The 24237-nt window shown below is 50.7% G+C and carries 23 protein-coding genes and 1 pseudogene; 14 read left to right on the top strand and 10 right to left on the bottom strand.

The annotated features are described in order from the left end of the window. Positions 1-1099 precede the first annotated feature (1099 nt). Positions 1100-1657 (bottom strand): LexA family transcriptional regulator, encoded by a 558-nt coding sequence (locus AAGQ96_RS12730; RefSeq protein WP_254446243.1) that lies wholly within the window; start codon positions 1655-1657, stop codon positions 1100-1102. Positions 1658-2027: 370 nt separating this feature from the next. On the opposite strand from AAGQ96_RS12730, the gene AAGQ96_RS12725 reads away from it, so the two are divergent. The 6 genes and pseudogenes from AAGQ96_RS12725 to AAGQ96_RS12700 all read left to right on the top strand — a co-directional run bounded on the left by AAGQ96_RS12725 (position 2028) and on the right by AAGQ96_RS12700 (position 6327). Continuing rightward, positions 2028-2396 (top strand): antiterminator Q family protein, encoded by a 369-nt coding sequence (locus AAGQ96_RS12725; protein ID WP_342753725.1) that lies wholly within the window; start codon positions 2028-2030, stop codon positions 2394-2396. A 237-nt stretch (positions 2397-2633) separates the two neighbouring features. Beyond that, complete coding sequence (locus tag AAGQ96_RS12720) at positions 2634-3101, top strand: glycoside hydrolase family protein (RefSeq protein ID WP_147198531.1); 468 nt, start codon at positions 2634-2636, stop codon at positions 3099-3101. Then, positions 3098-3409 (top strand): annotated as a pseudogene (locus AAGQ96_RS12715) (hypothetical protein); the annotation flags it as partial. The gene AAGQ96_RS12720 and the pseudogene AAGQ96_RS12715, both read left to right, overlap by 4 nt. Before the next feature lie 191 nt (positions 3410-3600). Beyond that, complete coding sequence (locus tag AAGQ96_RS12710) at positions 3601-3897, top strand: hypothetical protein (RefSeq protein ID WP_147198530.1); 297 nt, start codon at positions 3601-3603, stop codon at positions 3895-3897. A 277-nt stretch (positions 3898-4174) separates the two neighbouring features. Beyond that, the gene (locus tag AAGQ96_RS12705) at positions 4175-5926 is read left to right on the top strand and encodes a glycosyl hydrolase family 28-related protein (RefSeq protein ID WP_342753724.1); all 1752 of its coding nucleotides are present in this window, start codon (positions 4175-4177) and stop codon (positions 5924-5926) included. 134 nt (positions 5927-6060) lie between these two features. After that, complete coding sequence (locus AAGQ96_RS12700) at positions 6061-6327, top strand: hypothetical protein (protein WP_147198528.1); 267 nt, start codon at positions 6061-6063, stop codon at positions 6325-6327. 71 nt (positions 6328-6398) lie between these two features. On the opposite strand, the gene AAGQ96_RS12695 is transcribed toward AAGQ96_RS12700, so the two are convergent. Both AAGQ96_RS12695 and AAGQ96_RS12690 read right to left on the bottom strand, forming a co-directional pair. Continuing rightward, positions 6399-7781 (bottom strand): GGDEF domain-containing protein, encoded by a 1383-nt coding sequence (locus AAGQ96_RS12695; RefSeq protein ID WP_147198527.1) that lies wholly within the window; start codon positions 7779-7781, stop codon positions 6399-6401. Between the two features lie 462 nt (positions 7782-8243). Continuing rightward, complete coding sequence (locus tag AAGQ96_RS12690; RefSeq protein ID WP_147198526.1) at positions 8244-8567, bottom strand: DUF6388 family protein; 324 nt, start codon at positions 8565-8567, stop codon at positions 8244-8246. 147 nt (positions 8568-8714) lie between these two features. Between AAGQ96_RS12690 and yedD the strand changes: the two genes are divergently transcribed. Continuing rightward, entirely contained in the window at positions 8715-9188 is a 474-nt protein-coding gene (yedD, locus tag AAGQ96_RS12685) for a lipoprotein YedD (RefSeq protein ID WP_147198525.1), read from the top strand. Between the two features lie 114 nt (positions 9189-9302). Here the strand turns inward: yedD and AAGQ96_RS12680 are convergent, their stop codons facing one another. The 7 genes from AAGQ96_RS12680 to fliD form a co-directional block, all read right to left on the bottom strand. Then, positions 9303-9737, bottom strand: coding sequence for a Shiga toxin A subunit (locus tag AAGQ96_RS12680; protein WP_342753723.1), 435 nt, complete (start codon positions 9735-9737; stop codon positions 9303-9305). Between the two features lie 4 nt (positions 9738-9741). After that, on the bottom strand, positions 9742-10107 hold the full coding sequence (locus AAGQ96_RS12675) for a tlde1 domain-containing protein (protein WP_342753722.1): 366 nt from the start codon (positions 10105-10107) through the stop codon (positions 9742-9744). Continuing rightward, on the bottom strand, positions 10107-10598 hold the full coding sequence (gene tssD / locus AAGQ96_RS12670; protein WP_342753721.1) for a type VI secretion system tube protein TssD: 492 nt from the start codon (positions 10596-10598) through the stop codon (positions 10107-10109). The genes AAGQ96_RS12675 and tssD overlap by 1 nt, the downstream gene beginning before the upstream one ends. 280 nt (positions 10599-10878) lie before the next feature. After that, entirely contained in the window at positions 10879-12360 is a 1482-nt protein-coding gene (amyA, locus tag AAGQ96_RS12665; protein WP_147198521.1) for an alpha-amylase, read from the bottom strand. A gap of 148 nt (positions 12361-12508) precedes the next feature. Beyond that, complete coding sequence (gene fliT / locus AAGQ96_RS12660) at positions 12509-12865, bottom strand: flagella biosynthesis regulatory protein FliT (protein WP_342753720.1); 357 nt, start codon at positions 12863-12865, stop codon at positions 12509-12511. Beyond that, positions 12865-13272: a flagellar export chaperone FliS gene (fliS, locus tag AAGQ96_RS12655; protein ID WP_147198519.1), complete on the bottom strand. Its 408-nt coding sequence runs from the start codon at positions 13270-13272 to the stop codon at positions 12865-12867. Before fliS ends, fliT begins: the two co-directional genes overlap by 1 nt. 15 nt (positions 13273-13287) lie before the next feature. After that, the gene (gene fliD / locus AAGQ96_RS12650; protein WP_342753719.1) at positions 13288-14730 is read right to left on the bottom strand and encodes a flagellar filament capping protein FliD; all 1443 of its coding nucleotides are present in this window, start codon (positions 14728-14730) and stop codon (positions 13288-13290) included. A gap of 370 nt (positions 14731-15100) precedes the next feature. Between fliD and AAGQ96_RS12645 the strand changes: the two genes are divergently transcribed. From AAGQ96_RS12645 to AAGQ96_RS12615, 7 genes are all read left to right on the top strand, one after another. Then, positions 15101-15910 carry a flagellin gene (locus AAGQ96_RS12645; RefSeq protein ID WP_147198517.1) on the top strand — a complete coding sequence of 270 codons (810 nt, stop codon included), beginning with the start codon at positions 15101-15103 and terminating at the stop codon, positions 15908-15910. Positions 15911-15993: 83 nt separating this feature from the next. Then, positions 15994-19638, top strand: coding sequence for a glycosyltransferase (locus AAGQ96_RS12640; RefSeq protein WP_342753718.1), 3645 nt, complete (start codon positions 15994-15996; stop codon positions 19636-19638). Positions 19639-19767: 129 nt separating this feature from the next. Beyond that, positions 19768-20586 carry a glycosyltransferase subfamily GT2 protein gene (locus tag AAGQ96_RS12635; protein ID WP_147198515.1) on the top strand — a complete coding sequence of 273 codons (819 nt, stop codon included), beginning with the start codon at positions 19768-19770 and terminating at the stop codon, positions 20584-20586. Positions 20587-20753: 167 nt separating this feature from the next. Beyond that, complete coding sequence (locus AAGQ96_RS12630; RefSeq protein WP_342753717.1) at positions 20754-21722, top strand: HNH endonuclease signature motif containing protein; 969 nt, start codon at positions 20754-20756, stop codon at positions 21720-21722. 154 nt (positions 21723-21876) lie between these two features. Next, a complete protein-coding gene (locus AAGQ96_RS12625; RefSeq protein WP_147198513.1) occupies positions 21877-22599 on the top strand; it encodes an RNA polymerase sigma factor FliA in 723 nt (240 codons plus the stop codon). A 43-nt stretch (positions 22600-22642) separates the two neighbouring features. Next, entirely contained in the window at positions 22643-23146 is a 504-nt protein-coding gene (gene fliZ, locus AAGQ96_RS12620; RefSeq protein ID WP_147198512.1) for a flagella biosynthesis regulatory protein FliZ, read from the top strand. Positions 23147-23234: 88 nt separating this feature from the next. Then, the gene (locus AAGQ96_RS12615) at positions 23235-24221 is read left to right on the top strand and encodes a D-cysteine desulfhydrase (RefSeq protein ID WP_147198511.1); all 987 of its coding nucleotides are present in this window, start codon (positions 23235-23237) and stop codon (positions 24219-24221) included. The last annotated feature ends 16 nt before the right edge of the window (positions 24222-24237 follow it).

Below are 24237 nucleotides of genomic sequence, written 5' to 3'. Positions count from 1 at the left end.
ACAGCAGGTGAGGTAACTCATTGTTGAAATAGGCGAGAAAAACCAGACAAGCAGCTCTCAGAGTGTTAGGTTGGTCGCTCGAAACATTTTTTTGAAGGTAAAAACTATAAATATTAAATTCAAATGTCCGGCATGCCACGGATGTCAGTATCGCTTCTCAATCTATAACATCACGCCTAAAAACCCCCATGGAGCCAACTGCATTTTTTGCAGATCTTCTATGACGGTAAGCTACAAAGTCATCGCAGGCTGATATCCAGCCAGTTTTGGCCCGGGTTTGTTCCTGACAGCGATCGCCTCTACCCTACAAACAGACCGATCGCTTCCCCATTCTGACATCCTCTCCTGACTCCCCATTCCGCAGCCTCTCGCTGTGGGCATTCCTGCATCTCAAAACTGCCCAACCCTCGCAGATTCGTACGAAAGGCTGGGCTATCGTGACTTTCCGCTGGAAAAAACTTGATCGACCCTGGAAAAAAATAATACTGTATATGCATCCAGTATTAATTAAAGGAAATGGTGGTTATGGTTATTTATGCAGCGCTTTTAAAACTCCTGGACTGCACCCTGACAACATCCGGGCAACCCGGCGGGCCAGCTGCTTTTCTTGTTCAAGCAGAGCAAGGGCTTGCGCGCGGCGCGCTTTATAACGGCTCTTACAGGTACCGTTAGGCTGATGTTTTTTCCAGATGATAGTGGTCATAAAACCCCCGGGCAGGAGCAATTTAGTAGGATTTCCAGCCGCTTGAATTGCCGCAGACTGATACGTTAGCGTCAGAAATTTGTCCGACATTAAAAACAATAGCCATAGTTATTATTAATATCAATAGGTATTGGCGCTATAACTTTTGTTATTAACGTAATCTATTGTTTTAAAAGGATTAATTATTTTCTTAACGCTTTTTTTACGCTTTATTCTGGCGATGTTATTAAAAGCTTTACTAATCTATTCAGTTGAATCAATGCGCCAAAGCCTCTGCGCAGATTAACTGTTACAGAGGGCGGGTTTTCGCGAGGATAAGCTGATGATATCTGTGCTGCACAGAGTGTCTGGAGGGCGTTACAAGGAAACCATTCTGCCAGGGCAGGATGTCAGTACTTATCGCCTTAAATCACGAATCAAAAAGATTGCAACGCCAATCAGTTCTGACTCTTCCGACAACTCCACGGCGGGGAGTCGGGGGTCGTCGACGGTTAAAAAACCATTGGAGGGACCTTCAAGATAGCGGTAGACAGAGATGCGTGAATTTACCCTGGCCATCACCAAATCTCCAGATTCAGGTGGTACGTCAGTATCAATGATAATAATGCTGCCTGCGGTAGCCTCTGAACAGCCGCTATTCCTGTCCAGAATGTAGGCGCGCCAGGTTCTCTTCGCCTTTACACCATTGGGTGCAGAGACTATCTCTCCTGTTTTGCCTTCCGGCCCCCAAACAGGGATAGTAGTACCACTCTTTACTTTTTCCACAGCGCTGAGGGAGGATGCTCCACGCATCTCTCCTTCGCCGCTGGCCAGCCATTGCACGTTGACATCCAAAGCCCTGGCGATATCAACAAGTTTGCGAGACCCCTCAGCCTCGCCTTTAGTCAGACGCCAGATCGTAGGTTGTGATACGCCCGATGCTTTAGCTAAAGCACCCTGGGTGATTCCCATCATGGACATAGCCATGTTCAGTCGGTAGGCGAGTGTATTCGGTTTCATATACCAGAATTTATAGCGACGCGTATTTTTCGTCAAACACGCTTTGCTATTGCCATGTTTAATAACCTTTGCTATTAATTAAGGTGTGCTGATACTCAAGCGGATAAAAAATCATTCTCTCAGGCTATCAGCAACCCGCTCTTTATCAATCTGGCCGCCCAGTCTAATCGCTGGCAACCCTTTACCAGGAGAAAGCGTAACGGTGCTGACTTTTTCAACACGTTGCGCAAAATCAGTACCGTTTTGAAATTAGCAGGTGTTAAAGAAAAGTGCCGTAAAGTTCTTGCATCCTGTGCTTCAATTACTGTGTAAGGGGGAACATACAATGCGCAACATTAAACGTTTACTGGAAATGTGGGGCGGCTGGGCGGCGACAGAACAGAGCGGTGTCAGTTATTCTCACATCGCGGCTGGCTTTCGGGGTTTAATCACCTCAGCACCTTCCAATCGACCCATCTGTAGTGATAACGACGGGATGATCCTCGACAGCTGCATCAGCAGGCTGAAGGTTGATCACCCGGAAGAACACGCGTTACTGGTTGCCCATTATCATTATCGAATTTCACTCCGTTCGATTGCCCGCCGACGACATTGTGCTGACGGCACCATTCGAAAAGATCTGCAAACAGCGGAAGGATTTGTCGAAGGGGTGTTGAGCGCGCTGGATATTGAGCTTGAATGTGAAAATAATTAATTCTCCCAGCTAATCAGTAAATCTTTTTAAATTCAATAAGAAAAAAATCAGGCAATTGCTTATTTTAACTATCGATTGATAATTTTTCTAAAAAAAGTGGCTGCGTACGCAAATTCAGTTCTAGTGTGTTAGAAAGGAAATTTAGACCGCCAGGATTAAGGCGCTATTCATTTTCACCGGGGAACCTTTCAAATTTAAATTCCGCAGTTGCGGTTATTACGATGACAGGGGTGAGAAATGAGTAAGATAATTGATATATTAGCTTTTGAAGAAGGTTATAAAGAAAAACCATATATTGACACAGAAGGTTATCCAACAATAGGTTGCGGGATCTTAATAGGACCAAAAGATACGCCGTTGTCTCATTATCAATTCAGCCTGCCCAGAAGCGTAGGAAACGTCTGGATGCAGCAGTTACTGGATGAAAAAGTTAAACAAATTAATAACCGACCTGTGCTGGTGGCAGCATTGAAACAGTGCAATTCCGTCCGGACCGATGTGCTTTACAGCATGGCTTATCAACTTGGCGTTGACGGTCTGGCCGCTTTTAAAAATACGCTTTTAATGATCGCCAACGGTAATTTCGAAGGGGCAGCAGAAGGCATGCTGAGTAGTCTTTGGGCGAAGCAAACCCCGGCACGAGCTAAACGTCACGCTCAGGCGATGCGTAGCGGAACTTATGATGCATGGCAGGGGGTTATATGAGATTCATTATTTTTATTCTGTTTGTGCTCGCAGTGATATTTATCGTCTGGCGGATAAGCCGGGGCGGAAAAATTGAGATTGTTGCTCATGCCAGACTGCTGTTTAAAACCTGGTCCGTCTGGTTAGCTTCTGCGGGGTCGGCAGTAGGTGCGTGGGTGCAGTCATTTCCTGATTCGGCATCAAATGCCTGGGAAGGGCTTCCTGAAGATGTTAAGTCTTTTATTCCACAGCATTTTCTCGGATTAGGCGCGGCATTTATGGTGGCAATGGCAGTTATTGCGCAATTTATCCGGCAGAAAAAATTAGTGAAGGAGCTGCCAGCGGTAATCGCGGCGGCACCCATAGCGGCACCAAAAGCAGTAACCACGGCGGCACCCATAACGGCGCCAGCGGCGGCACCAAAGGCAGTCCCAACAGGGAGCTCCACTCCGCCGCCAGAAGGCTCCACTCCACCGCCTGCGGCGGAGCCGCCTCAGCCGCCAACCACGGGAGATAAATCATGAATACGCTTTTAAATTTATTTGGTGGCAGCTGGCATATCGTTGCCGGTATCGGCGTCGCGGTGGCAGCAGTGGCTGCCAGCTGGTTCGGCGGAAAAAAAACCGGCAAGGTGCAGGAAAGAGCACGCTCAGATGTCAAAGCCGCAAAACTTGAATCCGCACAGATTTCTGCCGTAGCCGAGAAGCAGGCAAAAAATATCGAGGAGGCGAAAAATGTTCAGACCACTAATAATGCTCTTACTGACGACGACGCTCGCAATAAGCTGCGCCAGTCGGGATTCAACAACGAACAATAGTCCGAAATTAATCGCCGATTCATCTTGTACGCTTTTTTTTCCAATCCGAACCTACGGTCAGGATTGGAAGTTAATGGACATCAGGACGGTAAAGGAAATCAATGTGCATAATGACATGTGGAATAAGGTCTGCGCATCCAATAAGGATAAAGTGAAATAACTACATCTATGGAATGGGTGGTGTATAAAAATAAAGGATGAACTAAATAAGATAAATTCCCTTAATAATTTAATTAATGATGGCAATTTGCATGTGCTTATTGTCGCGGAGGTTATTATGATTGAAGTTAACTCTTTTGCTGAATTGAAAACGACTGCGCCAACGAAAACAGGCGATCTTGCCAAGCTGCGTCGTTATTATAATAACGATAACTATTATCGTGGAGGCGGTGATTTCGTAGGGTATGTTACCACTACGCCCCCTGCTGATAATGGCGGTACTATTGCCGTGGGTAGCGGCTTTTACTGGCGGCGTGTGGTCGACGATCCGGCGGAAGTTCATCTGTTCCACTTCGGCGCAAGAGGGGATGGCGTAACGGACGACACCACCGCGGTGAAGAACTGTCTGACCTGGGCGCAGAACTATAACACCAGTATGCGCGATATCGCCGTGCGTTTCCCAGCGGGTAACTTCCTGGTGAAACCGATTGATATTTCAGCAACTGAAATCCCGTTCTTCTACATTTATGGGGATCACAACCCCCATGGCGGCATTCCCCGCACCACGATTGTTTCCGATAAATCAACATCGCCGGTGTTCAAGGTTAAGGCTCGCCGAACCACCATTGAAGGGATTGCCTGGAACGGTCAGACCTCGGCAGATATCAACACCAACAAAGGGGCTATTACCGCGGCGATGTGTTCCAACGTGCAGCCGTTCTTTGAAAATACCATCGTTGCGGGGCAATCCGTGCTGATTGACGGTTTCCGCGCTAACAACTGTGGTGGTACGGTAATCAAGCTGCTGGATACGCTGGATACTAAATTTAACCAGATTTATACCACGACGACCTACGGCAGGGTATTTGATGTGGGCTGGTCAGGTACAGCGAAAGGCGTTTGGGATCACTCCACTGCCGTTGAGTTAACCAATGCTAACTTCCAGTACAGCTACGGTGATGCCTGCTTGTATATGCCGCGTGTGACTCAGGGCGTGATCCACAACGTATGGATCGAGCATTCACGTTTCCCCGGTAACTTAAGTGAGGGGCAGTGGATTGTCGATGCGCTGAGCGTGGAAGACTGTCCTAACCCGCTGGATATGACCAACAGTCGCGTGCAGCTGCGCCAGATTAACCTGCAGTCCGGCAGTAACCTGAACCTGAATTATGATGACGCAAATAAATGGCTGTCCATTTATGAGTATGGCTGGCGTCGTGAGGAGAACTACGGTATCTCGCTGAACGGTTCGATTCGCCCAGGCTGGTACTCAGGCTATCGCGTAACGAACAACACCAGCAGTGATAAGTGGTTCAAGCTGGGTAAAATCAACTTCCCGAAAGATAACCTGCAGTGGATCTTTGAAATTGTTGGCAAGCGCAGCACGGAAGCGCTGAACGTTACGGCCGGGAACCCGACCACTTCGACCGGTTCCTGCATGACCTGGCTGAACGTCTCCCGCTGTTGGGATGGCATTTACGGCGATATCCAACACAAGGGGCTGCCATCCGTACTGGACGTTAAACTGAACCGCCTGGGTATCACCTATGCTGAAGTCTTTATCCAGGTGAAAGCCAACAGCGGTGATACCTCATTCAGCCTGAAGGCAACCGGTCCAAGTCGCTTTGATTCAGGTGAGTGCTGCTTCTTCCTGCCAAGCCTGACAGAAGTAACGGATACCAGTACGTTAGGAACCACGGCGGTGAACGCCCGCATGAGCCTGCATAACGGACTTGCAGGTGTAGGAGCTAACGAGAAAGGCGTGCTGACGGTGGCCACCACCACTGCAACAGCACCTTCGACCACGACGCCGGCAGGCTATGTCACGGTCAATATTAACGGTACAGACCGTAAAATTGCTTACTTTTAGCCAGTAATATGGCTTTAGCCGCCAGCAATGGCGGCTTTTTTTGTTTTTGTGGGGTTAAAAAAGTGTTAATGAACTTCTCGCTATGCGCAGGGTCACACCAATGAGTACTTTTTTAACTCTAAAAGGATCAAGGCATGAGCGATAACGAAGAACGCAAATCTCCGACCGAACATTTACGTGATGTGACATCGCAGCTAAAAGAAATGCGCCACTATGCACAATCCAATACAGAAACGCTTTCAACCCACTGGCTGGCGTTCGATCAGGGGGAATACAAACATCAGGCCTTTGCCGAACGCATCAACGATCTGCTGACCCAGCAGGGCGGGCTGCTTGATGAGCTGGATAAAACTATCCAGGATATTGAGATCGAAGCTAACCGCATTGATAACGAAGCCTGATGTCCATCTCCTGTCCCTTATCAGGGGCAGGATCCTCCCCCCGCCTGGACCCACATCAGGCACAGCCATCGTTACACCACAAACTCAGGGCAAACGCGGTTTCTGCCGCTGCTCTTGGCAATATAAAGCTGCTCATCTGCAATTTTAATCGATTCGTCCAGGCTGGTGGCATCAATAATATTGAGCGTACTGATGCCGATGCTGACCGTTACGCTAAGATCCTGATCGTTAAAAATGATGCTGTGCTGCTCGATACTTTGCCGCAGTCTGTCGGCCAACAGCCAGGCACGGGGCAAAGAAATCCCTTCGATTAACACCAAAAATTCCTCGCCACCCATCCGGCTGACAATCGCGGTTTGCAGAAGTGTCTGGCGGATACGCTCGGCCGTTTTTGCCAGCACATAATCACCTGCTGCATGACCCCAGGTATCGTTAATACTTTTAAACCGATCGATATCAATAACAAACGCAGCGCCATAAAAAGCGTTTTCCCGCCGCGCCGCCATGGCATCCAGTTGCGCTGCCAGTCCACTGCGCGTGAGCGCGCCGGTAAGAAAATCATAATCAGCACGTCGGGTAATACGCGCAATGAGCTTTTTATTGGCCGTGCTGCTAAGCGCCACAATCAGCGGGCTGATGGTCATCGCCGCCACGCCCAGCCGTGCCGATGCCAGACTGTCGATCATAAAAAAATCATCTTTGCCCTGAATGGTCTGAATGTTGCCGGCAACCAGAATAATTTCGGCAATTCCTGTTAACAGCGTCAGTACGCAACTGATAAACAGCGGATAACGGATGGCGCACCAGAGCAGGGCAGGCAGAGGGAAAATCAGGCTGCCGCCGCCCCCAACATAAATTCCGACGGCCAGTGAAACCACCAGCAATGCCAGCGGCATTAGCGAGCTTTCCTGTAGATCTTTACTTAGCTGGCGCAGCTCGTCGCTGCGGGGCACGGTAATCACCACCGGTAGCAGCAGGATGGAGGTGGACAACTGCTCGCAAAACCACGAGATCCAGCCTTTCATCAGATCGTCATGAAAGTAGTGCTGACTGGCCGTTGCGCCAAGAGCCGCGCAGACGGCTGCCCCCAGAAGCGAGGCGGGGAAAACGCGGTTTAATGCCTGAAGCCGCCGCGGATAAGGGCTAAAGTAGCGGGATAAAACGACGGCCATTCCCGTGATAATAAACGAAAGATTAGCCGCGTCCATGCCCAGCGAGGCGTTCAGTGGTGTGCCGAACATCACGTCGGCTATTACCATCGCAGCATAGATTGCCGGAAAAGTCAGGGGGGTGGAAAGCTGTGGAAAACGGACCAGCAAACCCAGCAGGAAAGCGTTACAAGGCCAGAACAGCGAGAGGGCGGCATTGGTACGGCAATATAAACCCAGCGTGGCTAAAAGTAAGGTGATGATAAAAAGAAAAAGGACCTGGTTTTTGTATTGGCTTAATGGCATTTCTGTTGCTCAAGTTTCATTCAGGGCAATGCTGGCAGGAAGCGACGCTGACAAGACAGAGGCTGGCTGCGGGCCGGAACAGGCTTAACGGTGTTTTAAGTGCAACTGTTTGAACCATAAAGAGGCGCACGGCCGTTCATCAAGCCGTAACAAATTTTTTTTTTTACGTGTTTAGCGCGCGTAAAGAATAACTTTGTGAATCGTTAAATTCAATCGTTCGGAAGGTTAATTAACCTTAACTAAGGCGCGTTAAACCAATCGAAAAATCGGAAAATTCACTCTTAAAATTTCCAGTTAACTCGATGTTTATTGCGGCCAGTTTTGGTTAGGCCGGATTCTTGTTTAAAAAGGCCCTAAAAACTTCAGGGAAAGATGTGGGGAACGCGGCAGGTGAGGGGAAAAAATAACCGGAATGATTAGCGCCAGCCTTCGCCGACGCAGCTATGAGTTACCGACAGGGCATCAGAGTTCGTTTTTAATACAAAACGCTTCCCAGGTCATTCCCAGCGCAGCGGCATGTTCACGCAGGTAGGCTTCGATGGCCTGAGCAGCAACTTCTTTATCCGGTTCGGCCAGCTGGATAGCGAACAGCATGCCATCCAGCTTTTTCTCGCGGGTAAACGCCGCGTAAGCGCGATCGGTTTGCATCCGCTGCAGTTGCGGCAGGCTCAGGCCCATCTTTGCCGCATCTTCTTCACTTAGCGTTGCAATACCTGATTTGATGTCGGGGTGGGCTTCAAGGAACAGGGCGGTGGCAGCGGTGTAATACTCTTCGATAGTTTTCATAATCAGTCCAACAAAAAATAATGCGCGCTAGTGTATACGGACGCGAACGAATGAGCACCTCTTTGTCTGCACCTCAGAGGGTCAGGCTTGAATTATACTGGCAAAAGGTTATAACGTACCGCCTGGTCGAGGAGTCGGGAATTGAAAATGAAAAAGTGGATTTTAGCGGGTGCTGTTGCGCTGGCAGGCTGTGCGCAGATACCGAATTACCAGAGCGCGGTAAAAACAGCGCCGCCAGCAAACCTGGTGGGCAACTGGCAGACAATGGGGCCGCAAAAAGGTCTGGTGAGCAAAGACGCTATCGCCAGCCTGATTATCACCGCTCAGGGCGACACGCTTGACTGCCGTGAGTGGCAGCGCGTCATTGCCAAGCCGGGTAAAGTCACCCAGTTTTCCGGGGACTGGGTGAATGTCAATAATGAGGTTCGCGTGATGCCGCTAACCTTAGAAGGCAATGAGCTGCATTATGACAAACTGGTTTTGCAGCGTGTCCATCAGCCCACCGCCGGGTGTCAGAATGCGCTGGCACATGAAAATGACAAAGTGGTACAGGCCAAAAAAGCCGCTACCGCTAAAAGTAAAACGCATCATAAAGCGATGATGAAAAGCGAAAAGTTCTGATGTAAAAAAGCCACGTGCGGTAAAGCGCGTGGCTTTTTTTGTTCGGGATTGATATTAATCTTCCCGTACTCTCCGGCCTTCAAAGAAGTATTATCTTGCCCGTTATATTAACATTTAAAATTCGCGTGATAGCGTCAAATATCCATTTAAACGGATTGAACACTCATCATTATTTTGAAGGCTGGAAACGATGAAAACATTGCGCTGGCCTTTTTTATTCGTAAAAGTGTACTTCGCCGTAATACTTTTTGCCCCGTTTGTGTAATAGCTTTCGAAGAAGTCCTCTTTCTTCAGCTTGAGCCCGGTCTGTTTATTATAGTCAGTATCCGCCATTTGTTCAGCGAACAGTTTCGAAACCGGAAAAATATCCAACACCTCAACAGTAGTTTTGTTTTCGTGCAGTGTAGTACGGTCAATATGTAAATCGTGCACAATGGCATCAGCTAAATCAAGATACACAGACGCGCCAACCTTAGCGCAACCAGTATCAACATTAGCCCACGAAAGTGCAGGAATGGCGATAAGGCTAATCATACAGATTATTTTCATTGTGCTATTCCACCGTGAGTGAACGATTGCCACTGGCAGCTATTGCTTTTCGCCCGGGCAAACCGAGAATGATGCAACCATCTGAAGCCTCGCCCGGATGCTTTGAACTTTCGCCGTGGATCATGAAGCCGTCGCGTCCGCACATGTGGTTAGAGGTGGCAGGGGTAAGGCGCATAGTCCATGCACGTATTTTGGGGTGGTAGAAAGGATCGCCGATTGTATATTGACCGCGTGGAATCGGGCCTTTACTCTTTACACACTCATTTGCACTGTCATCTTTATAACCTGGTCTTCCAGAATATTTTGCAGAAAACTGGTAAGTATTATTGAGATAAAAACTTTTAGAATTGACGTTATAAATCCATCCCATTATGCGCTTTTCCTTGAGTTTCCTGAATCCGAGTAAATAATATTACCATCGTTATAATGCCAGGTGATTTTCTCATAACTGAGATATACCGCCTCGAGATGATTATGTCGCGCAAAGGTAGGGTATTTTGTATCCAGCATAAAAGGTTCAATTTCGTTTACGCGTACGTTTTCGAGTGTGGTGGTAAAATACTGTGCTTCCTGACCGTTATCATTAATTTTGTAGAATTTTAGTTCGGCTTTTTTGAAATATTTCCCTGTTGTCACAGCCTGATAAAGATAAGGTGAGACGTTATCTGTTTCTTTGATAAGAGCATAATCACTGTGAATACGCCGGGATATTATTTCCCCCGTTTTGTCGTCAGTGGGTAAACTAACGGAATGCATCAGTTCAACAATCTCAATGCTACCTTCACGCTCATTAATATCGACAGAGCCTTTTACCTGGTTTCCTGCGTCGTCGGTAAGCCATAAATATACAGGTATAGCCATTTCTGAAAGTCCTTTTAATCGATAAGGGAATTCGAGTTTACTGGCTTAAATTGTTCGAAAAGTTGTCTGAGATCAATGTACTAATTCATCTTGCAAGAACTCAGGGCTGAAGTCAGAGACGCAACGAAGGAGAAAGCACCAGCATAAAGTGGTGAAGGCCTGAGTCCGGTAGAGTCCCGAACTCAGGTACTACGACGTTCCAACAACCTGCCTGATTAACTGTCCGACTTCATGCCGTCAATTCACCAGGGCGCGTGGCTTTTGTTGTTCGGGCTTGATATTAATCTTCCAGCACCCAGACGCTGACGCTGCCTGCATTACAGTGGAAGGTCGCGTTACCTTCCTCATCGGTAGTAATACGATCTTCGCGATGCTCCAGATAGTCCCGCCAGGTTTTACCCGCCAGGCTTTCTCCCAGCTGAAGTGTTTTCTCCCCTTCATCACCGTTAGACATAATCACCACACACCCCGGATCTTCCTCGGTTCCACTACGGGCGAATGCTATGCAGTTAGGATGGTCAAACCATTCAGTTTGCACGCCGTGAGCATACAGCTGGCGCGCGCGGATCAGCTTTTCCAAATCCTCAATAACCGGCATTTCAATCTGATGCTGCTCGCCATCGCCACCAAAATCTTCATAGCTGGCGCCAAACAGATCGGGATAGAAAACGGTGGGAACACCCTGTTCACGCAGCAGGATCAGCGCGTAGGCCAGCGGTTTGAACCAGGGCTCAACCGGCGCTTCGAGGGACTGTAAGGGCTGTGTGTCGTGATTTGCGACGATAGTCACCGCGTGCCAGTGATCGTGCTCTACCAGCGTATTGTTAAAGATGGTGGTAAGGTCGTAACTGGCCCCCTCGCGGGAAGCATGGTGGAAGTTCATTTGCAGGGGGGCATCAAACAGCATGGTTTTGCCTTCCACCTGATGAATATAGTTCTGCAATTTATCAATTTCATACGACCAGTATTCGGCCACGATAAACATCGGCTGTTCCGCAACTTCCTGAATATGGTCAATCCACTGCTTATAGAACCACGCCGGGATATGTTTGACCGCATCAAGACGAAAACCCGTGCAGGGGATTTCGTTCATCATCCAACGCGCCCAATACTTCAGCTCTTCCGTAACGGAACGGTTACGGAAATCGATATTCGCCCCCATCAGGTAATCAAAATTCCCCAGTTCATCATCGACTTGTTCATTCCAGCCGTCGCCGGTATAGTCGTTAACGATTTTAAACACGCCGTTTTCGTCGGGGTTTTCGATCTGATCGACACCGTTAAAACAGCGATAATCCCAGACAAACTTCGAGTACTTGCCCGCACGCGCCGGAAAGTTAAACCGCGTCCAGGCATCTGCTTCGAACGCTTCCTCATCAATCTCTTCACGGTTTTCCGGGTTTGCCCGGTTGACCAGAATCCTTTCTTTTTCGTCGGCGCCCATTTTGTGGTTCACCACGACATCCATTACTACCCCAATCTGATGCTCTCTCAACGCATGAACCGCCGCCAGCAGCTGCGCCTTATCGCCATATTTCGTCGCCCGCGATCCTTTTTGATCGAACTCCCCCAGGTCAAAAAGATCGTAAGTGTCATAGCCCGGTGAGGCGGCTCCTGAACTGCCTTTATACGCAGGGGGCAGCCAGGCATCAGTAATGCCTGTCTCGGCCAGCCACTGCGCCCGTTCGGCGACTTCAGGCCACAGCTTGCCGCCTTGCGGATAGTACCAGTGAAAAAACTGCAACAAAGTGGGATTACGCATGTCCTTGCTCCAATATTCGACAGTGAGGAATTTGAAGTATTGACCAGGCGGTAAGAAAAGCGCGTGTCAGAGCGTAATTATTTTATGCCGCTCTGACACGGAGAGGAGTGTATAAAAATTCATACTAAAGAGAACGTTATCGTTTGGTTCAGCTTTGTGGGAAAAGGATCACCCCAGACATGCCGCCGTAAGCTTTATTCACGCTTTTCTGCCGGATTGTCTGACCGATCAGCGACGAAAGTTCTTCCTGCCGCGCCAGCAGCAGGCTTTTAACTTCTGCTTCATTATCAAGGATATGACGCAGGACGGGACGCAGCTGATGCTGGGCATTAGCCGGAACCGGGTACTGACGCGTGCATTCCGCCAGCCTTTCTACCGTATTGACATAATTGACTTCCATACTAATCAATTCGTCCCAACTGCCCTCGGTGGCCAGGCGCAACATGGACTGACTGAGTTCCAGTAATTGTTGGTAAAGCGCGAGCAGTGGCGGTGCTATTTTCATTAAACGGCATCCTGAAGGGCAGTGGTAGCAATAACCTCTTTCCAGGCATCAGCGATGTTACGCAGCAGATCTTCCACTTCCTGAACGGCAGCGACATCATTTTGCAAGTTAGCCTGAAGGAGACGTCGTGTCATATATTCGTACAGTGAAATCAGGTTGTCGGCCAGCTCGTCGCCGCTTTCATCGGCAATGCCTGCTTTCAGACCGTTTTCAATGATATTGATGGCTTTTGAGAGCGCATTGCCTTTGCCCTCGATCTGACCATCCTGAATAAACAGGCGTGCGCGAACCAGGGCGCTAAGCGCCCCGTCGAACAACAAAGTTGTTAACTGATGCTGGCTGGCACCCAGGACGCTGCTTTCAAGCCCTACCTTGCGGTAGAGCTGTGCCCCTGAACTTTTATACATGGACTCTCTCTCCGGTTAGCTATCTGACGATGAGAACTGTGATGTCAGATAGGTTGACGTGTTCGTCAGCGAGTTCACGAGCGTACTCAGGTTCGTAAACTGCGTTTTGTAACGCGCCATGGTTGCGTCAATCTGGTCACTCATCGTGTCGTAACGTGTGCCCAGCTCTTTCAGGGTGGCGTTAATGCCATCCTGCGCATTTTTAATGATGCCTTCTTTGCCCGTTGAGGTGCTCAGCATGGCTGTTAAGGTGCTGTCGAACTGGGTGGCGAAGCCGGTAGTCGAGCCATCACCGATAAAGAACTGGCTGACGGCCTGCGGGTTATTGGTCAGCGCGGCAGTCAGTTTCGTGTCATCTACCGTCAACGCGCCGGTTGAGCCATCGCTTTGCGTGCTGGGATCGATAGTGATGCCCATCTGCGCCAGAATCGAATAAGAACCGCTCTGCACCGTGGTCAGCATTGAGTTCATTTTGCTTTCAACCGCACGCACTGTCGCATCACCTAACAGCGCACCGTTGCTGCTCGACTGCGAAGTTCCTGCCGTCACGGCGGTATATTTCGTTACCGAAGCGATGGTTGATTTCAGCGAGTTATAAGCGGTCACAAACGCATTGATGGTTTTTTTAGTGTCATCAATTGAACGGGAAACCGTCAGTGTTTCACCGCTGGAATCGGTGCTTGCTGCTTTCAGATTCAGCGTCACGCCGGTCAGGGCATCGCTGATGGTATTGCTACTGCGCTCAATAGCCACGCCGTTAACGCTGAGTTTGGCGTTTTGCGAAGCGGTTTGTACGGACATATTCTGCGTGCCGGTCGCGCTGGCATCGTAGCCAATTGCGCTTTGCAGCGTGTCATCACCGGTAACGCTGATGGTCATATCGCTGTCGGTGCCGGTGGTTTTAGAGCTGAGCATCAGGCGATAGTCGCCGCTGCTGGCCTTAATAATGCTGGCGCTGATGTTACCGGCGCTTTTATTGATCGCATCGGCAATGCCGGTGAGCGAAGTCTGGCTGTCGGTCAGCGTCAGCGTCAGCGGGGTGGACGATCCCCCCTGAGCAATGGTCAGGGTACGGCTGTTACCCGACGTCGTCGCGCCTAACGCGGTGCTGTTGCTGCTGATAGAGCCAGAAATCAACGTCTGAGCTTTAGCAATTTGCGTTACGTTAACGCTGTAATCACCGGTTGACGCTGTCGCATCCGTGGTGGCCGTAAACGCAGTATTGGTACTGGTGACGGAAGTCGCACTGAACGCGGTTGTTTTGGTCAGCGCAGCCGTAGCTGTTTCCAGAGCCGCCATTGAACTCTGTAGCTTGCTGTAGGAGCTGAGCTTAGAGTTATAGGTGGTCTCCTGATCGGTAATCGCCGTTAGTTTGGTTTTTTCGGCGGTTTCTAAATTGGTATACAGCGTGTCCAGGTCGAGGCTGGTACCGACTCCGAGCGAGCTTACACTGGCCATGGGAAATCCTTAAGTGAGAAATGTACCAATGAGATATCGGCCAAAGAAGATAAAAGTTTATGCCGTTGTAAAAATTTTAATAGCCAGAACAGAAGCGGGATTTGCCAGTAATTACCGGGATCGTTTTATCTCTTCTTCTACTATTCTTAGGTTGTCGGCAAAGGGCGGATTAACGTGATTTTTCTTTTGCGGAATAATAGGCAGGTTGTTTTAATTGGCTGGAAATAAATTAAATTTCAATAAGTTAAATTAACAATAACTTTTTTTCTAAAGTTCAGATTAAGCCAACCGATAACATCAGTAACGGTGACAGATGCCGTGAGCGTGAAGGCTCAGCCTACTAAACCAACTGATTTTGAAGGAAACTATTATGTCCGTAATCAACACTAACATTATGTCTCTGACGACTCAGAACAACCTGAATAAATCACAGGCTTCTCTGAGCACCGCGATCGAGCGTCTTTCTTCCGGCCTGCGTATTAACAGCGCAAAAGATGATGCCGCTGGCGAAGCCATCGCTAACCGCATGAACTCGCAGATCAAAGGTCTGACTCAGGCGGCACGTAACGCTAACGACGGTATCTCTCTGACTCAGACAGCTGAAGGCTCTCTGAACGAAATGAACACCAACTTACAGCGTATTCGTGAACTGACTGTTCAGGCGAAAAACGGCACCAACAGCGCTGACGATATCGACTCAATCCAGAAAGAAGTTGACGCACGTCTGGCTGAAATCAACCGTATCGGTAAAGCAAGTACCTTTAACGGCACGGCAATCTTTGATACCACCGGCAGCGTAAGCATCCAGGTTGGCGCTAACGACGCTACCGACGCTAACGTCATCAGCATCGACCTGTCAGGTGCTGGCTTCCAGACCACTGGCCTGGGCGCGACTTTCGACGTCACCGGCGGCGACCTGTCTGACCTCGACGCGCGTATCAAAAATGTGGATACCGCACGTTCTGGTCTGGGTGCGATTCAGAACCGTTTCGAATCTACCATCAACAACCTGAACACCTCTGTGACCAACCTGACCGCGTCACAGTCTCGTATTCAGGATGCTGACTATGCAACTGAAGTTTCTAACATGTCGAAGGCGCAGATCCTTCAGCAGGCGGGTACCTCCGTGCTGTCAAAAGCCAACCAGGTTCCACAGGGCGTTCTGTCTCTGCTGCAGTAAGTTCTTCGGCACGTTTATCTCGACCCGGCCAAGGCCGGGTTTTTTTTGGATCCAGCCCACACACGATGGCGCGGAGAATACAGATGAAACGTCTCTTAATTACGATTGATAAGCTTAACCGGTTAACTGATACAGAAACGACCCTGATCGATCTGGTCGAACACTTCCATCATTTGGGCTGGCAGGTTGATTTAGTCACCCGCCTGATCGAAGGGAGCTATCTCAGACGTTTTAACGTCCTGCAAAAAAGCGGCAACGCTCAGTGTTTTACGGAAGATGAGCATCCGCTCGCCGCTCACTATGATTTAATCTGGATTTGTCAGGGTTACATGAGTCTGAAAATGATCTCAGCCCTGGAGAAAGGCGAAATATCTGGCGTTTGCGTATTCCAGCACTATTACGCGTATGCTGACCAGGATCTGCCGTATGGCGCAGCCCTGGAAAATAAACTGGCTGCCCGCAGCCTTGCCGTTTCCGCGATTTCCTACGCGAAACTCGCGCTGAAAGGGATTGACCAGCGCAAACTGCAAATATTTCCTCTTTCCATCGGTGACCGTTTTCACCAGGTCACGCCCGTGGTCGGTGTGCCTGAATTATCCCGTATCCTGTTGATCTCTGCCGAACAGAGTGAAGACGTTAACACGCTGCGCACGCTGCTGGCCGAACAGGGCATTAAGCTCGATCACATCAGCTCCACCCGTCGTGAAATTGAACTGACGCCAGAATTTCTCGCCGCTTATCAGGTGGTGATGGGGCATTCACGCAGTGTGGTGCAGGCGATGGCTGCGGGTATTCCGGCTTATATAACCGATACCGTCTATGGCGCAGGCTACGTTAATGATGAAACGCTGGACACCGCGCTCGACAGCCATTTCCTCGCCGATTACGGCGGTACGCCGCACCAAAGTCCGGCAGAGTGGGCTAAAGAGATCGTCGAACCTTTTGTCGATGCCTGGCACTGGGCGCAGGGCTACCGGGAAGAGGCGCTACAGCAATGGTCACTTACCAGCCTGATTGATGCGCTGCTGGCGCGTCTGCCCGCGGCCGATAAGCTTTCCATCAGCGCCGGTGAAGCCACCAGCCTGACGCTTCATCGTCGGGTGATTGCCAATGATGCGGAACAGTCGAAAATCCTGGAGAGCTGGCTGAAAACCCGTCTGCCTTCTGAGGCACGCATCAGCGTGCTGCTTTCCTTTATTAACCAGATGCCGGAAACGGGCAATATCGGCCTGGTGATTTTGGATGCTAACAACGACAGCGCCGCAGTGGAAACGACACGCGCTTCGCTGGTGGCACAGTATCTGCAACCCGCACTGGTTGAGGTGGTTAGCGGCGGCGACAGTCAGAAAGTGGCGGCACTCTTTAACGACACCCGCGCCAGCTCGCTGCTGCTGGTGACCGCCGGCACAGAATTAATGCCTCAGGCGCTGCTGGTATTTGCCGAACATTGTCTGCGTCAGCCCGATGCGGCGCTTTGGTATTGCGACAGCGTTAATGGCGAAACCCTGCTGACCGCAGAATCGCTGTTTAGACCCGAACTGAATATTGACCTGTTGCGTAGCGAACCTTATCTGGGTGAGCAGCTGTTAATCAACGTGGCCGCTGCAAAAGAAGTGGGCGGGTTTGATGGCCGTTATCAGCGACTCGGCGGCATCGATCTCGCATGGAAATTTATCGAAACCCGTGGCGCGCAGGCGGTGGGTCATATTGCCGATACGCTGATGTATGTTACGCAACCTTTCGCCGACTGGCTGAGCGAAGCGGATATTATTGCCGAAAGCCGGGCTGTCACCGAAGCACATCTGGCGCGCTGCGGCCTTGCCGCCGCCGTTGAAGCGGGCTTGCAGCCTGGACTGCAACGCGTTCGCTTTGAACACGCTTCACAGCCGCAGGTCTCCATCATTATCCCAACGCGCGATCGCCTGCCGTTACTGCGTCGCTGTATCGAAACCCTGATGGAAAAAACGCATTGGGTGAATTACGAATTACTGGTGGTGGATAACGGTTCGCAGGATCCGGCGGCGAGAGATTATCTGGCGCAGCTGGACGCGCTGGGCATTGAGCAAATCCGTATTCTGCGCTGGCCAGAAGCGTTCAACTTCTCCGCAATCAACAATTTTGCTGCCCAACATGCCCGTGGCGAACTGCTCCTGTTTTTGAACAACGATATTGAAGTCATCGACAGCCAGTGGCTGAGCGCGATGGTTGAGCACGGTATGCGCCCGGAAGTGGGCATTGTTGGCGCACGCCTCGAATTTCATGACGGGCGTATTCAGCATGCGGGCATGGTTGCCGGCGTTGGGCTTGGCGTGTCGCCGGTCTATGAAGGCGTGAAAGGCGACAGCACCGGTTATATGCTGCGCCTTGATGCGATTTGTAACGTTACCGCGGTCAGCGCTTCCTGCATGATGGTTCGCAAAGAGGTGTTCACTGAATTAGGTGGGTTTAGCGATAGCGAATTCCCGGTTTACCTGGGCGACGTTGATTTTGCGCTGAAAGCGCGTCAGGCCGGCTATCTTACCGTCTGGACGCCGTATGCACGTCTGTTGCACATGGGCGGCGCGACCCGCGTCCTCGGCGAAGAGCTGGGCGTTGCATCGCACGTTGGCCCTGAAGTGTTTGATACGCTGCGTGAAAAATGGCGTGGGCAGTTAAGCGTGGATATCAGCTACAACCGTCAGCTGACCAAGGTTGGCGGGAATTTCCAGTTAGGCACGCGCCAGGGCCGTTATCAGCAGCCGCTGCCGGGCCGTCCTTTGCCGGTAATGATGGCCTGTCATAAAAACCTGACGGGCTGCGGTAACTATCGGGTGATCAAGCCGTTTAAAGCGCTGGAAGGGCAGCTGGTTCTGGAAGGTGGATTGACGCACGGCCTGCCTGCCGTAATGGAAGTCGCCGAGATCCAGCCGGATACCTTGCTGCTGGAGCTGGTCACGGATATCTCCATTCCTGAGCGTGTGAAGCAGTTCCGTCAGGTTAGCAATACGAAAATCATCATGGAATATGATGACTATATTCCTAATCTGCCGCTGAAAAACGGTTTCCGTCATGCGATACCGAAAGATATCGTTCGCCAGCTGCGTCGCTCAGTCGAGCAGGCGGACTGGCTGGTGGTGTCTACTCAGCCGCTGGCCGAAGCTTATGCGTCTTTCCATCACGATATTCGCGTGGCACAAAACCGCCTCGACGATCAGTGGGTCGGTCTGAACAGCCTGCGTCGTCAGGGTAAAAAGCCGCGTGTTGGCTGGGCGGGCGGCAGCAGTCATGCGGGCGATCTGGAGATCCTCTTGCCCTTTATGAAAGAGCTGGAGAACGAGGTGGAGTGGGTCTTCATGGGCATGAAGCCGCAAAACGTGAAGTGCGAATTCCATCTGGGCGTACCGTTCGAGTTCTATCCTGAAAAACTGGCGACGCTTAACCTGGATCTGGCGCTGGTGCCGCTGGAAATGAACCTGTTCAACGAGTGCAAAAGTAACCTGCGCCTGCTGGAACTGGGTGCCTGCGGCGTGCCGGTGATCTGTACCGACATTGAACCTTACCGTTGTGATTTACCGGTTTCGCGCGTAACTAACCGATATAAAGACTGGATGAATGCGATTCGTGAGCATCTGGCGGATATGGATGCGCTGGCGGCGCGCGGTGATGCGCTGCGCGAAGGCGTGTTCCGTGACTGGATGTTGCGCGACGAAGGGCTGCTGGACTGGCAGAGCGCCTGGCTACCACGGTAAGCCGGTTTGGCTACCACGGTAAGCCGGTTGGCTACCAGGCTATACCGCTTTTCTTTAGTTAGTGGGCGGAAGGGGTTGCAGCCTTCCGCTGATGAGTTGAAACAAAGATCGAGATAGACGAGGTGTGGGATGTTTGAGGGTAAAAAAATTGGCGTAGGCATTGTGACCTACAACCGTAAACCCGGTTTGCTTAAACTTTATCAGTCGCTGCCTCGCGACATTATAGATACGCTGATTGTGGTGAATGACGGCGACTATTATCCAGAGCTGGCAACGCTGGACTGTCATTTACATCATAATGAGGTTAATCAGGGGGTGGGGCGCAGTAAAAATATTGCGTTGCGCTATCTGCAAGAGCAGCAGGTCGACCATTTCTTTTTGATTGAAGATGATATTTACGTTAAAAACCCGGCGGTTTTCGAACGCTATATTACGCTATCGGCACGCACCGGCGTTCAGCATTTCAACTTCAGCCAGCATGGCGATAAAAATATCACTGCTGATGGCCAGCCGCGTCCTCGCTACGTAATGAATTACGGTGATTTTTACATGCCGCTTTATCCCGCTTGCGTCGGCGCGTTTTGCTATTATTCTAAAGCCTGTCTTGAGAAGGCCGGACTGATGGATGAAATCTACTACAATGCGGTAGAACATCTGGATCATACCTACGGCATTATCAAAGCCGGACTTCACCCGTCTTATCACTATTTCCCGGATATTGAAAATTCAGGCGATTATTTGGGTGATGAGGGCTGGAGCCCGCAACAGTCTACCATTTCCGGCAAACTCTCTTCTCGCGCCATTAGCCTGGTTGCTGCGACGTATTTTAAAGAGAAGCATGGGTGCTTACCGCCGGAGTTTCCGGTGGTTTCGCATGACGCGGTTAAAAGAGAGCTAAATACGCTGAAAAGGCGTTTTGCTGTTGCCGTGCCGCATAGCGTTTGTTAAGCCTGAGGCCAGTCAGTGTTACCCGTGCGGCTGGCCTGTTATTTCACGATCAAAACACTTTTAATCCCTTCACCGCTTTTATCCGTAACAACGCTGTAGTTTTGACCTGCCAGGCCGATAATCATTTTCTATAACAAATTGTTTCGATCCTGACTGCGGAGTGTTACATGCGCTTCAATTATGACCTGCTACCGGGAGAAGTGCTGTCGTTTGATGAAATCAGCGAGCGCTACAGCCAGAAGTATCCCGATGATAAATCCCTGACGACCCGAGGGTTACTCAGCCCGTCGACCTCCAGCAAAAACTGGACCATACGCGCCGTGTTTGCCAGTAAAGACAGTGAAATCCCGCTGGAAGATTTGCTGTTCATTACCAATGATAATGAACGTAAAAATTACCTGCAGCGCTTTGAGCACTATTTACAGCGCCAGGAGAGCTTTCTCTATTTTCGCCGCCCGGCCCAGCCGGCGTTGTGGAATACCTGGAAAGTCATGGGGGAAAGTAAAGTTGTCGCGATGCTGGATCCCGCGTCGATCATGGCGCAAAGCCTGCTGCAACAGCGCGGCTACACGCTAACGCTGCTGCGTACCGAAGATGAAGACGAATACTGGCAGCTGTATGACAACCAGTCAAAACCCTGTTTTGAGTATTCCCGCCAGCTGCAATTTATTGTGGTTTTGACCTCGCCGCTGTTGCCGCCACCGGCAGGCGTTATCCCCGGTACTCAGGTCGGGCGTCGGGTCAAGGCGCGCTTATGGCAGCGGGCCAGCCAGCATGAGTTTGGTAAAGCCGTGCGCGAACGCTATGGCGCCTGCGTGATCACCGGTACCTTGCTAACCGACGAACACGCCTGGCCCTGGGTAGAAGCCTGCCACATTGATATGCGTGAAAATGAACAGGGTTTCTTACTGGATAACAGTGTTGATAACGGTTTATTTCTGCGCAGTGATTTACAACGCTTATTTATCAGTCGTCGTTTAAGCATCGATCCGCAAACGGGGCAGGTGCGTTTTCGTCATCTACTGAAAGAAGATGCATTACTGGCGCCGTTCTATCAGGCGCTGGAAGGGAAGGTTTGTGCGCTCTGGGCGCAGGTTCCGGAAAAAACCCGCCAGCGTCTGACCCTCAAGCCGTAAACAGCCGTCCTCTTACCCGTGTTCGCGGCTGAGAGGACGCTTTTCTTCAACAAAGATTAAATAACCCGCCTTTATTACCGCTATTCCGCCAATCAATATTCACTACAGAAACAGATAATCGTGCCGATAACTTAACTAACGCAGGATAGTCAGAGTGAACGATCTATATACCGCTGATGGCGTGATGGATAAAAATTCGCTGTGGCAGCGCTATGTGCCGCTGGTGCGTCACGAAGCGCTGCGCTTACAGGTCAGGTTGCCTGCCAGCGTCGAATTGGATGATCTCCTGCAAGCAGGGGGCATCGGGCTGTTAAATGCCGTAGAGCGTTACGACGCGCTACAGGGCACAGCCTTTACGACGTATGCAGTGCAGCGAATTCGCGGCGCGATGCTGGATGAGTTGCGCAGCCGCGACTGGGCTCCACGTAGCGTGCGACGTAATGCGCGCCAGGTGGCTGGTGCAATGCATCGGGTAGAGCAAACGCTGGGCAGAACCGCCAGCGAGCAGGAAGTTGCAGCACAGCTTGATGTGTCATTAGAAGAGTACCGGCAGATCCTGCTGGATACCAATAATAGTCAGCTGTTTTCTTACGATGAATATCGTGAGGAGCATGGTGACAGCGCAGAGCTGGTGACGGAAGGCCACGAAGAGGCTAACCCGCTACACCAGCTGCTGGAAGGGAATCTTCGCGAACGCGTCATGGAAGCGATCGAGGCATTGCCCGACCGCGAAAAAATGGTGCTGACGCTTTATTACCAGGAAGAACTGAATCTGAAAGAGATTGGCGCAGTGCTGGAAGTCGGGGAATCCCGGGTTAGCCAGCTGCACAGTCAGGCGATTAAACGCCTGCGCGCCCGGTTAACGGGAGCGCGCTGACGGAGTCAGTTTAGCACTCTCAACACCAACCGGGGACTCTCTGATGGGATCCAAAATTAAAATGAGGCCATTGAGCCGCTATTTGAAAGATTTTAAACACAGCCAGAGTAATTGTTCACATTGCGGGAAAGTACTGGACCGAATGGCGCTGGTCTTTCGCGGACAAATAATTAATAAAGAAGCTATTGCCCGGATGGACCAGCCGATCGACGATCAGGTTTGGTTAAAGCTTCAGCAAGAGCTGACTGCTTTATGCCGTTTTTGCAGCGATATTTTTTGCAATACCCATCCGACCTATTTTGACATCATGGCGTTTAAACAATATTTGTTTGAGCAAACTGAGATGAGCCACAGCACGATCCGCGAATATGTTGTTCGCCTGCGTCGACTTGACGATATGCTGTCGGCCCGTAATTTCCCGGCGGAAAAATTAAGCGGGAACAGCTGGCACGAATGTCTGGAGAATGATTTACCTGATGCGGGCAACAATAATTATCGCATCGCATTGCGCAAATACGATCAGTTTTTGGGCTGGCAGCGTAATTAAGCCGGTAATGATAATTGCAATTAACGTTACCTTTTGGCGATCTTCTGTAAAAATGTAAGGATGACTCACTGCTGCTGTGGAGGCTGCGTTGTCCTTACATCTTTTACACTCTTTTCCCCGGCTGGAACTGCTTGGTGCGCCTACGCCCCTTGAGCATCTGCCCCGCTTGTCCGACTATCTGGGTCGCGACATCTTTATCAAACGTGACGATGTCACGCCTGTAGCGCTGGGCGGCAATAAGCTGCGTAAACTGGAATTCCTGGCGGCGGATGCGCTGCGTCAGGGTGCTGACGTGCTGTTGACCGCCGGCGCTATTCAGTCTAATCACGTTCGACAGACCGCTGCCGTGGCCGCAAAGCTCGGCCTGAAATGCGTTGCGCTGCTCGAAAATCCTGTTGGCACGTCTGCCGAAAATTACCTTTCCAATGGCAACCGCCTGCTGCTTGAACTGATGGCGACCGACGTGGTGATGGTTGATGCGCTCACCGATCCGGCCGCACAAATGCACGAGCAGGCCACCCGCCTCGAAGCTCAGGGCTTCCGTCCTTATATTGTTCCCGTTGGCGGATCTAATGCTTTAGGCGCACTGGGCTATGTTGAGTGCGCGCAAGAGATTGCTCATCAGAGCGAAGGCGTGGTTGATTTCGCTGCCGTCGTGGTGGCTTCTGGCAGCGCGGGAACCCATGCCGGGCTTGCCGTCGGACTAGAGCAGCTGCTGCCGGAAACCGAACTGGTCGGCGTCACCGTCTCGCGTAAAGCAGCAGAGCAACGCCCGAAGGTGGTGACCATCCAGCAGGAACTGGCGGCCTCACTTGAGCTAACGGCTTCAGCCGATATCACCCTTTGGGATGACTATTTTGCGCCAGGCTATGGCGTGCCGAATGAAGAAGGGCTGGAGGCGATTAAGCTGCTGGCCAGGCTTGAGGGGATTTTCCTCGACCCGGTCTATACTGGCAAAGCTATGGCTGGATTAATTGATGGCATTACGCAACAGCGTTTTAAACGCGAAGGGCCGATAGCCTTTATTCATACCGGTGGTTCGCCCGCGTTGTTCGCTTATCATCCTCTGGTCTGAGTATAATCAACCGATT

This window comes from Pantoea sp. MBD-2R, assembly GCF_039134845.1.
Classification (GTDB): Bacteria; Pseudomonadota; Gammaproteobacteria; order Enterobacterales; family Enterobacteriaceae; genus Erwinia.
This window is presented reverse-complemented; position numbering and strand designations above follow the sequence as displayed.

Bases quoted from the DNA above. Each gene is read 5' to 3' on its own strand.
- AAGQ96_RS12645 (WP_147198517.1), top strand. From the start codon at position 15,101: ATGTCCGTAATCAACACTAACATTATGTCTCTGACGACTCAGAACAAC.
- AAGQ96_RS12730 (WP_254446243.1), bottom strand. From the start codon at position 1,657: ATGATGGGAATCACCCAGGGTGCTTTAGCTAAAGCATCGGGCGTATCA.
- amyA (WP_147198521.1), bottom strand. From the start codon at position 12,360: ATGCGTAATCCCACTTTGTTGCAGTTTTTTCACTGGTACTATCCGCAA.
- AAGQ96_RS12705 (WP_342753724.1), top strand. From the start codon at position 4,175: ATGATTGAAGTTAACTCTTTTGCTGAATTGAAAACGACTGCGCCAACG.
- tssD (WP_342753721.1), bottom strand. From the start codon at position 10,598: ATGGCTATACCTGTATATTTATGGCTTACCGACGACGCAGGAAACCAG.
- AAGQ96_RS12675 (WP_342753722.1), bottom strand. From the start codon at position 10,107: ATGGGATGGATTTATAACGTCAATTCTAAAAGTTTTTATCTCAATAAT.
- fliS (WP_147198519.1), bottom strand. From the start codon at position 13,272: ATGTATAAAAGTTCAGGGGCACAGCTCTACCGCAAGGTAGGGCTTGAA.
- AAGQ96_RS12630 (WP_342753717.1), top strand. From the start codon at position 20,754: ATGCGCTTCAATTATGACCTGCTACCGGGAGAAGTGCTGTCGTTTGAT.
- AAGQ96_RS12720 (WP_147198531.1), top strand. From the start codon at position 2,634: ATGAGTAAGATAATTGATATATTAGCTTTTGAAGAAGGTTATAAAGAA.
- yedD (WP_147198525.1), top strand. From the start codon at position 8,715: ATGAAAAAGTGGATTTTAGCGGGTGCTGTTGCGCTGGCAGGCTGTGCG.
- AAGQ96_RS12695 (WP_147198527.1), bottom strand. From the start codon at position 7,781: ATGCCATTAAGCCAATACAAAAACCAGGTCCTTTTTCTTTTTATCATC.
- fliD (WP_342753719.1), bottom strand. From the start codon at position 14,730: ATGGCCAGTGTAAGCTCGCTCGGAGTCGGTACCAGCCTCGACCTGGAC.
- AAGQ96_RS12690 (WP_147198526.1), bottom strand. From the start codon at position 8,567: ATGAAAACTATCGAAGAGTATTACACCGCTGCCACCGCCCTGTTCCTT.
- AAGQ96_RS12700 (WP_147198528.1), top strand. From the start codon at position 6,061: ATGAGCGATAACGAAGAACGCAAATCTCCGACCGAACATTTACGTGAT.
- AAGQ96_RS12640 (WP_342753718.1), top strand. From the start codon at position 15,994: ATGAAACGTCTCTTAATTACGATTGATAAGCTTAACCGGTTAACTGAT.
- AAGQ96_RS12710 (WP_147198530.1), top strand. From the start codon at position 3,601: ATGAATACGCTTTTAAATTTATTTGGTGGCAGCTGGCATATCGTTGCC.
- AAGQ96_RS12725 (WP_342753725.1), top strand. From the start codon at position 2,028: ATGCGCAACATTAAACGTTTACTGGAAATGTGGGGCGGCTGGGCGGCG.
- fliT (WP_342753720.1), bottom strand. From the start codon at position 12,865: ATGAAAATAGCACCGCCACTGCTCGCGCTTTACCAACAATTACTGGAA.
- fliZ (WP_147198512.1), top strand. From the start codon at position 22,643: ATGGGATCCAAAATTAAAATGAGGCCATTGAGCCGCTATTTGAAAGAT.
- AAGQ96_RS12680 (WP_342753723.1), bottom strand. From the start codon at position 9,737: ATGAAAATAATCTGTATGATTAGCCTTATCGCCATTCCTGCACTTTCG.
- AAGQ96_RS12635 (WP_147198515.1), top strand. From the start codon at position 19,768: ATGTTTGAGGGTAAAAAAATTGGCGTAGGCATTGTGACCTACAACCGT.